The sequence below is a fragment of the Microbacterium sp. LRZ72 genome, from assembly GCF_033792225.1.
GTDB lineage: Bacteria > Actinomycetota > Actinomycetes > Actinomycetales > Microbacteriaceae > Microbacterium.
Genome location: NZ_JANGEX010000014.1, coordinates 17,567 through 30,028, shown reverse-complemented (window position 1 = coordinate 30,028; position 12,462 = coordinate 17,567). Strand labels below are relative to the sequence as shown.

Annotated in this window: 10 protein-coding genes; 2 read left to right on the top strand and 8 right to left on the bottom strand. The window is 60.7% G+C overall.

Annotated features, from left to right (window positions below):
• Positions 1 to 11: 11 nt before the first annotated feature.
• Positions 12 to 1,742 carry an ATP-binding protein gene (locus tag M4I32_RS12630; protein WP_319034835.1) on the bottom strand — a complete coding sequence of 577 codons (1,731 nt, stop codon included), beginning with the start codon at positions 1,740 to 1,742 and terminating at the stop codon, positions 12 to 14.
• 230 nt (positions 1,743 to 1,972) lie between these two features.
• Entirely contained in the window at positions 1,973 to 2,818 is an 846-nt protein-coding gene (locus M4I32_RS12625) for an SDR family NAD(P)-dependent oxidoreductase (protein ID WP_319034834.1), read from the bottom strand.
• A 332-nt stretch (positions 2,819 to 3,150) separates the two neighbouring features.
• Here M4I32_RS12625 and M4I32_RS12620 point away from each other — a divergent pair, with 332 nt between their 5' ends.
• Positions 3,151 to 3,657: a YdcF family protein gene (locus M4I32_RS12620; protein WP_319034833.1), complete on the top strand. Its 507-nt coding sequence runs from the start codon at positions 3,151 to 3,153 to the stop codon at positions 3,655 to 3,657.
• An 81-nt stretch (positions 3,658 to 3,738) separates the two neighbouring features.
• On the top strand, positions 3,739 to 5,007 hold the full coding sequence (locus tag M4I32_RS12615; RefSeq protein WP_319034832.1) for a nucleotide sugar dehydrogenase: 1,269 nt from the start codon (positions 3,739 to 3,741) through the stop codon (positions 5,005 to 5,007).
• Here the strand turns inward: M4I32_RS12615 and M4I32_RS15240 are convergent.
• The 6 genes from M4I32_RS15240 to M4I32_RS12590 form a co-directional block, all read right to left on the bottom strand.
• A complete protein-coding gene (locus M4I32_RS15240) occupies positions 5,004 to 5,861 on the bottom strand; it encodes a glycosyltransferase (protein WP_413466826.1) in 858 nt (285 codons plus the stop codon). The genes M4I32_RS12615 and M4I32_RS15240 overlap by 4 nt on opposite strands.
• Positions 5,862 to 6,233: 372 nt before the next feature.
• Positions 6,234 to 7,553: a hypothetical protein gene (locus tag M4I32_RS12610; RefSeq protein WP_319034831.1), complete on the bottom strand. Its 1,320-nt coding sequence runs from the start codon at positions 7,551 to 7,553 to the stop codon at positions 6,234 to 6,236.
• Positions 7,546 to 8,241, bottom strand: coding sequence for a hypothetical protein (locus M4I32_RS12605; protein WP_319034830.1), 696 nt, complete (start codon positions 8,239 to 8,241; stop codon positions 7,546 to 7,548). Before M4I32_RS12605 ends, M4I32_RS12610 begins: the two co-directional genes overlap by 8 nt.
• Positions 8,242 to 8,522: 281 nt before the next feature.
• Entirely contained in the window at positions 8,523 to 9,797 is a 1,275-nt protein-coding gene (locus M4I32_RS12600; RefSeq protein WP_319034829.1) for a hypothetical protein, read from the bottom strand.
• A 376-nt stretch (positions 9,798 to 10,173) separates the two neighbouring features.
• On the bottom strand, positions 10,174 to 11,445 hold the full coding sequence (locus M4I32_RS12595) for an oligosaccharide flippase family protein (RefSeq protein WP_319034828.1): 1,272 nt from the start codon (positions 11,443 to 11,445) through the stop codon (positions 10,174 to 10,176).
• Between the two features lie 58 nt (positions 11,446 to 11,503).
• Positions 11,504 to 12,412 (bottom strand): glycosyltransferase, encoded by a 909-nt coding sequence (locus tag M4I32_RS12590; protein ID WP_319034827.1) that lies wholly within the window; start codon positions 12,410 to 12,412, stop codon positions 11,504 to 11,506.
• Positions 12,413 to 12,462 lie beyond the last annotated feature (50 nt).

Genomic DNA, 12,462 nt, shown 5'->3' with positions numbered 1-12,462 from the left:
CGCGCGACGTGTCAGCGCGTCGGAAAATTCGGTCCCGGCCCGTACTTCACTCCCGGCCCGCGAGCGTCGCGCTCCAGTTTCTCGATGATGCCCCGCCTCTGCAGTTCGCGAAGCATGTCTCGGGCCGGGTACATCTCCATGTCGAAAAGCCGCCGCAGCGTCTGATTCGTGATTGAGCCGTACTCGCGCAGGTGCTCGACGGTCTTGTCCTCGACGCCCCCCTCAGCGCGGCGGTGGTAGGCGACCGCAAGCCCCAGCCCCGTCAGCGCTGTACTCGTCAGCTCGTAGTTCGGGAACGGCGCAGACGCCGTCCGACGCGTCGGCGAGACCAATTCGGCCGTAGCCAATCGTTCGAGCGCACGCTGCCCCTCGATGACAGACCGCTGGATCAGCGGTGCCACCACAGCAGCGGCAACCCTTCGTTGCACACACAAGGTGTCGAGAATGAGAAGCGCCTCAATGTCGACCGCAAGCGATTCCGGCAGTTGAGTGCGCACGAATCTGATGAACGCGTCGTTGCCCGCACCGCCCGGTACAAGAGCTTCGACCGACGTGCCGTTGTCCGAGAAAGTGGGCGGCTTCTTCCCCGCACGCAGAAGCGCTCGATACGCCCGGTCGATGCCCTGTCCGGTGCGTTCCGCGACCTGCAACGTGGTCACGGTCTCGAGTAGCAGCCGGTTTCGGGGAGTCGAAGGGTGACTGAGAATATTCTGGGCCGTCACGCCGTGAACCAGCCCACCGGGGCTCACAATTCTGAGCGACTGGGGTGTCTGCTCGATATCCACAGACCCCTCGGCCTCAAAGTCGCGGTGCACGAGAGCGTTGACAGCGAGTTCACGCACCGCTTCGGGCGGATAGTCCTGCCTTTGGATCTGTACGCCGCCGCTGACGTTGAGCGGTGAGATCGAGGTGCGTGTCTCGATCGCCTCGATGATCTGTTCCGCCGCCGCAAGGATGGCCCGTCGACCGCGAAACCGAAAGGACGCTTCCGTGCCTGTCGACGTTCGGTACTGGTATGAGAACCCGTGGGTAGGGATGTGTTCAGTGATGTCCGCCTCATCGCCGACAACGAGCAGGCCGGCATTGGTCAAGCTGCCGTCTGAAGCAACCAATCGCAGGTCTGCAAGCAGCGCCCACGGTTCAGCGGAGGCAAGCTCGGTCTTGTCGGCGGCGCGCAAGAGACGTCGTACACGCAGAAGCTCCGCCTCGTCGTACCTCGACACACCGCTGGGGAGGGCCGACCAGTCATAGACGCCCCGAGAGGCCAACGCTTGGCGCTGTTCATCCGGAGGGAAGGGCACACACGCGTCGTTGACGCGCCTGGTAGCTGTGCCCTTGGCGTTCGAGTAGAACGTTGCGCCAGCAGGAACGGTGATCTCGTACAACGTGCGCCCCTCGACCTCCCGCACGGCGACAGGGACCGAGAGTGCCGGTTTCGTGCGATCAAAGATGCCTCGCACGATGGTGCTCGCGTCTAGAGTGGGCGAGGTGCCGACGATCCCGGCCGAGCCGCTCGTCGAATCAGCGACGCCGAGGACAATGACGCCGCCCTCAGAGTTTGCGAAGCAGACGACAGCGTCCGCGAGCACCTCCAACGTACGCTTCACGGTTTCGGCTTCCTGCTTGAAATCGAGCGCCGCAGACTCCACATCCCGTGGCAGGGCACCCTCGAGCACAGCGATGATGGCTTCGTCGATAAGTGACACGAGATTGAGATTAATTGAGAAGGCGTAGTTTTTCAACGCTTGCTCAATTTATCTCAATCTCGCCCGCCAGCTCACCACCCCGCCCCGGTGGTTGAGCGAGCAAAGCAAGCCACCCGGTGCAAAGCGAGCCGAAACCCCCACCCCGCGCGCACGGAGCGGCCCCGCGCGAGGACTTCGGCTCGGCGCGAGGACTCATCGCCCCCAGGAATCCTCGCGCGGCGCGAAACTCCTCGCGCGAAGCGCCCGCCAGAGCCACCCACGCCCCCTCAGTGAATCGTCCCCCGCGACCTGGCCTCACGCGGCTGCCGCTTCAGGTGCGCGCGCACGAGGTCGGCAGCCAGGTGCTCCGTCAGACGCGGGAACATCCGGTGGGCGAGCACCGCTCCCCGCCCCTTCCACCCCACGGCGCGCACCGGCGCCGGCGACGCGCAGGCGGCCATGACGGCATCCACCACGGTCGACACCTCATCCATCATCACCATCGTCAGCCGGCGCCCGGTGTGGTTCGCCGCCTGCCGCCACCAGCTCGTCTTGACGGCCCAGGGCAGGACCGTGCACACGTGGATGCCGCGGCCCGCGCCCGAAAGCCGCAGCTCCTGCCGCAGCGCCGCGCCCAGGCTGAGCATCGCGGCCTGCGTCGCGGCGTACGTGGCCTGATACGCGACGGGCACGACGCTGTCGACGGAGCCGATGTTGATCAGCGTGCCCTCGCCCTGCTGCACGAAGCGGCGCAGGGCGGTGTGGGAGCCGTGGATCAGGCTCCCCAGGTTCACCTGCACCACCCGGTCGTGGTCTTCGACCGGAACCTCCCAGAACGCCCCCATCGCCCCGATGCCGACGTTGTTCACCCAGATGTCGATCGCGCCGAACCGCTCCACCGCCGCGGCCTCGACCCGGGCGACATCCGCCGGCGACCCGGCATCGCCCGCGACGGCGATCGCCTCGCCGCCCTGCACCATCACCGCGCCCACCGCCTCGTCGAGGTCGTCCTGACCGCGCGCCAGCATCACCACGTTCGCACCGGCCCCGGCCAGCCGCATCGCGATCCCGAGTCCGACGCCGCGCGAGGCGCCCGTGATGACGGCGGTCTTGCCGGTGAGCTCCCGCTGCATGTGCGCACCTCCCCGCGACCACGCCACCCCACGGCGTTGCGCCGAAGCTAACCCCACCCGAAACCGCACGAACCGGGGTTGACACGCCGCCGTGACGCACACACCCGCCGTTCAGCCTTCTGTCGCCCTCAGGCCGGCCGCAATCACGGGGTCACACGTCTCCGCTGGTACCGTCACTCACAAGAACGCGTCGAGAATCCAACCGAAGTACGCTTAAGTCACCGAGGGCTAGGTCCAGCCACATGCCAACCTCTCGCGCACGTCCACGCACAGTGCGACGCGTCGCTGCGCTGAGCGCCACCCTCTTCGCACTACTCGCGGCTGGTTGGCTGGTGACCGCCCTGATCCTCTTCGTTTTTCCCCGCCAAGAGCCCCTACACGAGGCAGATGCGATCGTCGTGCTGTCCCCGCCGGGCGAACGGCTTCCCGCGGCGATCCGGGCCGCAGAGGCGGGTCTAGCACCGCATCTCTGGGTGTCACGGGTCGCTGAAGAACTGTTGGATAGAGAGAATATCGAGATACTGCGTACCGTCTGTCAGCGGGCAATTTCGCTGACGGTGACATGTTTCGAACCGCTGAGCGAGGACACCTTCGGCGAAGCTCGTACCGTCGCAAAGCTTGTGGAAGCGAACAACGCAAAGAGTGTGATCATCGCCACCGACGCGAGTCATGCTGTCCGCGCCCGCTACTTATTCGAACGCTGTCTGCCCGCCGGCACTAAGGTGCAGATGCTGCTCATAGATGAACCAGACTCTCCGTCGTTTCTCTTCGGACGCATGATCTACGAAACTGGCGGATTCGCAAAGGCAATCGCAGAAGCGAGGACATGCGAGAGATAGCTCTCTGCCAAACTAGCTTGGGGTCGATTGGATTGTCGGCGGCTCCTGTGTCCACACACAACCCGAAAGTAGTCGCTGCAGATGAGTCACATCACGGGCCCGGTCGTCGTTGTTGGCCAAGGCTATGTCGGCCTCCCACTTGCAATGCGCGCTGTCGACGTGGGCTACACCGTGATCGGTCTCGACCTTGACATCGATAGGACCGCGACACTTGCGCGGGGAGAATCTTTCGTCGAGGATATCCCCGCCGGGATCGTTCGCGCGGCTCTTGATTCGGGAAAGTATGTCGCCACGAGCGACTATGCCGCTGCACAGGACTTCGCCGTGGCTGTGATCACTGTTCCGACGCCGCTACGCGAGACGCTGCCCGACCTTTCCTTCATCGAGAGCGCTGGACTATCTCTCGCCGGATACATCACTCCAGGTGCGACGGTTGTCTTAGAGTCAACGACCTACCCTGGCACTACGGAAGAGCTTCTCGTCCCCATTCTCGAGAGCGGGTCCGGCCTCACAGCGGGAACCGACTTTTTCGTCGGGTACAGCCCCGAACGCATCGATCCTGGCAACGAGACCTGGACCTTCGTCAATACGCCTAAAGTCATCTCGGGGATCAACGACAGGTCTCGCGAGCGCGTCGACGCCTTCTATTCGTCCCTCGTCGACCGCACCGTCCCCGTTTCCACGCCGAGAGAAGCCGAACTCACCAAGCTCCTTGAGAACACCTTCCGCCATGTAAACATTGCACTGGTCAATGAACTCGCTGTCTTCGCGCATCAACTCGGAGTGAATGTCTGGGAAGCCATCGACGCCGCCGAAACGAAGCCCTTCGGATTTATGAAGTTCACCCCCGGACCAGGCGTCGGTGGCCATTGTCTTCCCGTCGATCCCAGCTACCTTTCCTGGCAGGTGCGGCGGAGCCTCGGCCAGAGCTTCCGTTTCGTCGAGCTCGCGAACGACGTGAACGAGCACATGCCCGACTATGTCGTGCAGCGCGCGTTCGAGATCCTAAATGACGCTGGCAAGTCACTGAAAGGATCACGCATCCTCATCGTCGGAGTCGCCTACAAGAAGAACTCTGGTGATAGTCGAGAGGCGCCTTCACTTCGCATTATTGAGCTCCTTCAGGGCTACGGAGCAGAAATCGTCGCCGCCGACCCGCTCGTAGCTGAAGAGCGGTGGCCGCATGCAGCGGGCCGCGTTGAACTGAACGATTGCGCACTAGCCGACGCTGACCTTCTCGTCATTGTTACGAACCATGATGTTTTCGACTTGGCCAACCTGGAGCAATCCGGCATCCCCGTGCTCGACACACGAAATTGTGTGGTCGGCGAGGGCATCCACCGCCTCTAAACCGTTGAAAGGGCCTTTTCTAAAGCGAGAGCCCACACGTGTGTCTCGCTTGGTGAAGCCGCCCACTTGTCATATGCCTGCGCTGCAGACTCACGTAGGGACAAACGTTCAGATCGCGTTGCCCTCGCTAGCTGCTCAATCTCGAGCCGCCACCGATTAGGCGATCGGTCACCTATCACCACGCCACCGCCTGCTTGAAGTACCTTGGTCCAAGGCGTCATCGGCGTCGTCACGACGACGCATGCAGCGGAAAGCGCTTCCGCTATGACGTGGCCGAAGTTTTCGCCCGCAGTTGGCATCACCAGCACGTCGTGTTCGTGTAGCACTCTCACAACCTCCTGTGGCGGCACCGAACCACGAAAATCTACTGCCACATTGCGCGGTAGAGAACTAGCCAGGCCCTTGCAATGGGCGAAGTACCCCACGTCCTCACGAGAACCAAATACCGTAAGTTCCACTCGTACAGGCATGTCCTGAAGTGCCGCCAGGACCACGGCCAGCCCCTTGTGTGGAACGATCCGCCCCAGGAATACGAGGCGAATCGGGCCCTCGTGTGCGAGCGGGTTCGCCGCGCGAGGGGCTAGAAGAGTGTCATTCGTTCGCTCGACAATGACCGCATCGTCACCCAAAATTCTCCGGATATCAGTGGACTCCTGGGGTGCGGTCGAGTGCCAGATCACGGAACGGTGGATCCCTAGCACACGAAGACAGGAGATGTACACGCGCTTCTTGAAGCGCCTTCTTGTGAGCGCTCCATCCCCGAATTCCCCACGTGGAGCAACTAAGAGCGGCGTTTGACCCCAGAAACCGAAGCGCCATAAAAGAATTGGTACAACCGAAAAAAAGGGGTTCATGGCACTATTAAGATGTAATAGGTGGGGATGATATTTTCGCATCGCCAAAATTCCCCTCCACGCTAAGACAAGATTGTTGCGGGAGCAGTAATAAATTGCGGCAGCCCCCAAATCGCACCAACAGTTTCGGGGGACCGGCAGCGGCCGATTCTCCCCCAGGTCGCGGTCTGCAGTCAGGACTGCCGGCGCCATCTCTGCTGGCGCAGTTCTCACCAGAGCGTCTATAGAACGAATCGGTCCGCCGCCGCGGAAGGCCGGAGGAAACAGGGGGGCGAATACGCCGATACGAATATGCGATTCCCTCGAGCCACCCCCCCTAAGCCAGGGGGAAGGCGTGCGACGCATCAGCAATCGAGATAAGAACACGCTGCACTATTCCGTATTGAGGGACGAGGGCCGAACCACGAGATGCTTTCCGGCACGCGTGCTGAGTTGCAAGGGCGCATCCACCACCTCGATGGACCTCAGATCGATATCGGGATATTCATTGCGCAATTGAGATTTCAAGAGCTCTTCGACATGGCGCAACCACCGGGACTCAGAAAGCTTAACGTGAACGCGAATACTAGAATTCGTTTCCTGCGAGAACTGGACCGATTCGACAGGTTTATAGCCCTTGACCATATGAACTAGTTGCAGAGCGCCAATCGTCAAATTCGCATTGCGGCCTCGGATCCTAAGCTGGTCGGCGGCGCGCCCCCGAATTTCGTTCAAGGCAAGTACGCTACCCGCAGCGGTAACAGATTTCGCGATTACTACGTCCTCCAGCGCATAGTTTATCAGTGGAAACTGCCGCGGCCAAAGCGTCGTCACCCTCAGTTCGTTCGAAGGCGAAAGAGTGACCAGATGGCTGTTCCACAACACGCGAATCTCACGTGTTTCGTACCGAGAAATTGCTATCACACCAGCCTCTGCTGCTCCATATTCAATAACGACAGGGCAGTGGAAGGCTCTCCGGACGGCTTCCTCATCTACTCGATCCAACGTGTCCGAGGTAACGACAACCGCCTTGAGTCGCAGGCCGCGAAGACTTGCAAGCTGGGTCTCGTCCGCCGCCCGCGCGAGTCGGGACATCCCCGAGCTATAGCCAACCACGTAGCGAGGACGGTAGGCGATGAGTCGATCCAGCTGTGCTGCAAGTGCAGTTGACGAATGCTGGTAGCCGTCAAGCCTCAAGGTTCTCCCCACCCTGTCCCTCATCGCCCGTTGTAGCCCGCGCACACCTCGCCTCATTCCACTGCCGTACAGGTGGGAGTGGCCCCACACGAGTACAGAGCGTTCATACGGGAGCAACCCCCACCATGACCTGCCGACGTAGTTGTCAGCGAAGAGGATGGCACTGTCGCGGCCACCTCGGGGGAATCGCGTCGGCTCGGCGGTACTTCCGCCGGTTTCGTAGTAATTACCGAGTCTGGCTTCATGGAATACAAGGTCAGAGCGCTCGCGCAGATCTGCTTTTCGGAGTACAGGGAAATGTTCCAACTCACCGAGATCTCCGATCCTGTCGGGTAGACCGTGCTCGTGCTTCCACTCCCGGTAGAAAGCCAGCTCAACAGTGCAGCGTTGCCACTCGGCGTTGAATCTGCGGAGCTGCCGGAGTGCGACTTCCTCGCCATCAGCATCGTTCTCGTACAGACGATGAGCCTCTTGGAGCGCCTGACTCCGTGAGGGCGAAATCCGCAAATCAATCATTGATGTCATCGTCCTCAGTCGCGGTGTGCGATTGTGTCGCGCCCAGAGACGTTACCCGAGCACTATGAGTTGGAGAACCGTCTGAAATCCCTCGCAGGGCCTTCCGATCTGCTTCGTTGTAGGTCGTCGCAAGCTGGCGGTCATTCTGTTCCCTAAGCACGTTCTCTTGTGCAAGTTGATGACCCTGGGTAAGGGGGACCACTAGTTGGGTGGCGGAGCGGCGCCTGCATTGACGCACTTCGACCCCCGATCTCAGCGCACACCAGCTGATCCAAATATCATCTGCGAGCGGCGCTCGTTCGAGAAACGCGGTCCCGGACCGCGCAAGTTCCTGCCTTAACGCCGAAGGGAAAATGACACCAGAAACTCCGAACGTGAATCGCCCAATGCATGCCGATTGGTCCGTCACGTCCTTCCACGTGGAGAAGGGGGCGAAATCCAGCCCGATCAAGCTGGGGCATCGAACCCAGTGGCCAACAGCTTGCATGCGACCACCCTCCACAAATGCTGCCCACAGCTCCTCCAACCACGAGCGCGGATAGAAGATGTCGTCGTCAGCAGTCACCAGGTAGCCCAGATCCGCGGAGCCCACCCAATTGATGTACTTGTTGTGAGCCCGGTACGCGCGCTTACCTTCCCTCACCTCCAAACCGCGGCGCATGAGGCGAGCGATACGTGGCATCGCCATCGCCTCTCTATAGTCTTCAGCGTCTACCCACAGAATGAGACGCCGCGGTCTCGCACGACCGCGCCCGATCGATTCGATCGCAAGATGCGCACGACGTAGCCTCGAGCTGTGCGAAGTGAGCGAAACGACTGCTTCGGTCCCCTGGCCTACCACACGCCGACGCCCGGTAATTGACAAGTATTCGTACGCCGCCGCAAGCCCGAAGGCGGCAAGCGTGCGCAAGGTCCTGCCTACTACTTTCCGTGGCGTTAGCCGAAACTGACCGCGCGGATTTCGAAGCCTCATATTGGGGTGCTCCTAGTTCGTGCGCTGAAGCGGTCAGGCCGGTCGTGTAGACGGTCTGGGGACTGGGCAATGCTCCAAGAACGAGATGGGAACAAGGCGATGATCCCCACCACCCACGTAACGAAGACAATCGGCAGAGCCGCGAGAAATCCGGGAACATCCATCTCCTGCTTCACTACGACCGGGGCTATTAGCAGCAGGAACAATGCGGCGTGTGTGCTTCCTCGCGCTTGAAGGCCATCGTCAAGGGCACGCACGAAGACGCCAATAAAGAACATTCCTACAAACAGGACGCCCAAACCACCATGCATATAGAGGGAACCTTGCGGAGTAATCGCACTCGATGATTGCCCCTGCCCCTGGTAGTAGACCTTGTAAAACTCGTATCCCGCTAGTCGAACTGGTTTATCTGGCCAAACGACACGGGGAACAACCCCTTCTAATGGCGCCACGAGAATAGCCGACGAGTCCTGAAACGGTACTATCCTGGGTGTTGTATCGCTGATGATCGCGAAGTTGTCAACTTGTCGCAGCCGGCTCAGGACCTGAAGCCCAGAGTGCACTGGATCCAGTGCCGCAAAGTAGCCGTCCTCCTGAAGCGCTCCTGCCCATGTACGCTCGAGTGCGCGATCAACGCTGAGCGCCTCAGGACCCCGTACGTCTAGGCGAAGTTGCGTTACGAACGGGGTGACCACGGTCACAAACAAGAGGCCAACAAGCACAAGTGGCACAAGCTTCAAGCGGGCCCGCATCAGGACGTATGGGATAACGATGGCGAGCACGACGTCGAGGAAGGCCTCCTTCATGCCAGTAGCAAGACTCAACGGCACGGCCACCAGCAGAGCTGGAAAGAGCACGCGGGCCGGCCGCCGGTTGCCGGAGCGAAAAGCGGCAACGCTCAAGCCGAAAATTGCCATCACTTTCAAAGTGGACGCGATCTCAAGTGGCTGTGAGTACCACCTCGCTGACTCAATAGTCACCAGGGTTGCGTCCCCCAAGTACCCGAACTGACCGGTCAAGCCGACCTTCAGCGCGTCGGCCGCAATTCCCATTGCCAGCACAGCGTAAAGAGCGGCGACAGATCGAGTTTGTTCAGAACGGCGCTGTGAGATTGCTTGGAATGTCGCGCGAAGGACCTTGGATATCGGCTCCGAAAGCGCGCGGAACAGATAGCCCAGAACACAGAGAGCGAAGCCACCCGCCAACGTGAACAGCGCTGCAGGAACGGTCGAAACTGAGACCTGCGCGCTCGTGAACTCCGGCAGGACCACTGTCACCGATGAGAGACCGAACGCGAGTGTCGCGTACCCGAATAGCCACGGACCGAGCCGTAGATCGAATAGCGTCCCCAGGCTGCCGTTCCTCCAGACCGCGAGTAGACAAGCGAATAGAAAAAGCGCCATCCCTAGAGATGACAAGATGATCGCTTGCCCCCCGCGAACTTGGCTTGCGCCGATAGCCAGCATTGACGCCGCAGCGAGAACCACGAAAGCGGCCCCTGCTCGGACCGCCCCCCTCCGCTCAACGCTGGACGCGCTCAATCGCCCTGTCGACGCCCTACCGCCGGAGCCCCTGCAACTCCGATCAGTATCCTTGGCACTCGCCCGCCAGTATGGAGTCTTCGTGCGCCCTCCCGGGGGGTCGAATTCAGTCATCGAGCGCCTCCGTCGGCTTGCGGCGAAGGAATCGGAGCATTAGAAACGAGCATATGAGCATAGTGGCTTCCAGCGCGATCAAGGAGAGAGCCGCTCCCACCGTTCCTGCCAGCTCGACCAATGGAGCGATAGAAATAGCGCCAGTTGCAAGGCTCGCAAGCCTCGCCCAAGTCACGAGGCCGGGCCGCGAACGACTTCGAATCACCACCGCAACCACCTCGGAGACCGCGCGTAGAAACATTGCCGGAAGTAGCCACCAGACGAGACTAACCGCGTCCTCGAAATCCGCACCGAAGACAAAGGGGACCAGCGGCGCGGCGATGACCGCGATGATCGACATGACGATACCGGTAATGGCCGCTGTGTGAACGATGGCGCGGTTCTCCGCTCTCCGCCTGGAGAGAGCGCCGGCACCCGACGAGGACAGTCGAGGAAACAAGACACTCGCTATCGCAGTGGCAAGCGGGCCGCTGAGCGACGCGACAGTGCCAGCGACCGCGTACTGCCCGAGTGCGACCGCGGGCACCGCCTGAGACAGGTAAACCTTGTCGTACTGGGCGGCTCCGGCCGCCGGCACCTGCGAAGCCGCGTACGCGAGCCCGTACCGCAGTACCTGCCTAGTTTCCGCTGCCTGAGGTCGACCACCTGAAAGGCGGAGACGACGGGCGAGGACACGCGCCAAAATCAGCTGAAGAACGGCGCTCGACAACAGTGCGATCGCGAGCCCAACTATGCTGACGCTCATAGCCATGAATAGGACGCCAACCCCGGCCGCATACGTCAACGGCTGGACCAACCGGACAATATTCCACATTCGAATTGAGGTAGCTTGCAGGGCGTAGACGAAAGGCCCCCAAAGGCCGTTCAGAAAGCAGGTAGAAAACGCGATCGCGTAGGCCACCGCGAGTTGGCTATCCCCGTCTGCAAGGATCGGCGCAATCGCGACAGCGGATCCACCCACGAGGACGGCCGCACAAATGGTGAGCACCCGGCCTGACGCAATTAACACTGGCGCCCGATTGGTTAGGCGAGCAACCCAGTGCGTGATCGCCCCACTTTGGCCCAATTCACCCAACGCAAGCGCCAACGTCATCCAAGCGACAATTGCGCCATATTCACCTCTGCCCGTGGGGCCGATAGCCCGAGCCACCAATATCGACGTCCCCGCAGTGACCGCAACCCCAACATAGTTGACCAGAGTCGTGCGAATTATATCAGACCTCGATATTCGCGCAATAGTATCCGCGAGACGTGACCTTTTCATGAGCTTGGACTCGTCGACCAGCTACTCTCGCTGACCAGACGCGTGCACTTGGTTACTATCAAAACGCCGAAAGCATTTCGCCAAGGCGCTGTTCGTAGGTATGCTCACGGTGAGCCCGGTACGCTGCTGCGTCGCCAGTCGCCCGGCCAGCCGAAGGATCCGACAGCAGGCGGTGACATTGCACCACTAGCTCATCTAACGAGCCAAAAGGAATGACCTCCCGGTTTAGTTCGAACAGGTCCTCCAAGCCTGGTCGAACTTCCGTGAGGACCGCAGCTCCCGATGCTGCCGCTTCAAATAGCCGACAATTCATGCCTGCGTACTCTGCTGGGTGCAAATTGTTCAATACCACCCGGGCACGGCGAAATATGCTCGCCTTTTCCCGTCTTGCGATAAACCGGGCTGTATGTGCCTGCGTTACGGACTGGAACTCCACCCACTTCGGAGGCCGAGACCCGTATACGACCACCGGCAGCCCCGCCTGCACGAGATGGTCAATGAGAATTGCGCGAGTCGGATGTATGTTGCCAGCTATCACAACAACCTCGTCCGCCCCGTACGGTTCACTTGAACGATGCCAATCGGAATTTGCGGCTTCTGGAAGATAGGACACCGGAAGTTGGTGCACTCGGGAAAGCTGGTCGACGAGGCGAGGGTTCTTGAAAAAGAAGCGGTCGTACGGAGCCAGAAACATATCATGGCGGCCGAGGTTTGAGACAGCATCTGGGAACCAGAGAGCAACTCTTGCTCCTCCGCTCTTGAGTTCCTTCACGACCCACGGATGGATTCGTCTGTCAAGAGTGATGATCAGGTCTGGCTTGAACTGTCGTTCACGCCGAATCAGATGATATTGGCGGCGCCGATCTAGCTCCGCAAACCTTTCCCCAGCGACCTCAAGAGCGTTATTCAACCGGCGTCCCCGTAATGGGGGTCGGACTGCTCCCGCCATTGCGACTTCATGCCCCATCCGCACCAGCGTATCGGCTACATTGTCCGCGAATGAGTCTGGATCTGTTG

What these genes read in the sequence shown, in the direction of transcription:
- M4I32_RS12590 (WP_319034827.1), bottom strand. Translation starts at nt 12,412, where the DNA reads ATGGGGCATGAAGTCGCAATGGCGGGAGCAGTCCGACCCCCATTACGG.
- M4I32_RS12610 (WP_319034831.1), bottom strand. Translation starts at nt 7,553, where the DNA reads ATGATTGATTTGCGGATTTCGCCCTCACGGAGTCAGGCGCTCCAAGAG.
- M4I32_RS12615 (WP_319034832.1), top strand. Translation starts at nt 3,739, where the DNA reads ATGAGTCACATCACGGGCCCGGTCGTCGTTGTTGGCCAAGGCTATGTC.
- M4I32_RS15240 (WP_413466826.1), bottom strand. Translation starts at nt 5,861, where the DNA reads ATGAACCCCTTTTTTTCGGTTGTACCAATTCTTTTATGGCGCTTCGGT.
- M4I32_RS12625 (WP_319034834.1), bottom strand. Translation starts at nt 2,818, where the DNA reads ATGCAGCGGGAGCTCACCGGCAAGACCGCCGTCATCACGGGCGCCTCG.
- M4I32_RS12595 (WP_319034828.1), bottom strand. Translation starts at nt 11,445, where the DNA reads ATGAAAAGGTCACGTCTCGCGGATACTATTGCGCGAATATCGAGGTCT.
- M4I32_RS12605 (WP_319034830.1), bottom strand. Translation starts at nt 8,241, where the DNA reads ATGGCGATGCCACGTATCGCTCGCCTCATGCGCCGCGGTTTGGAGGTG.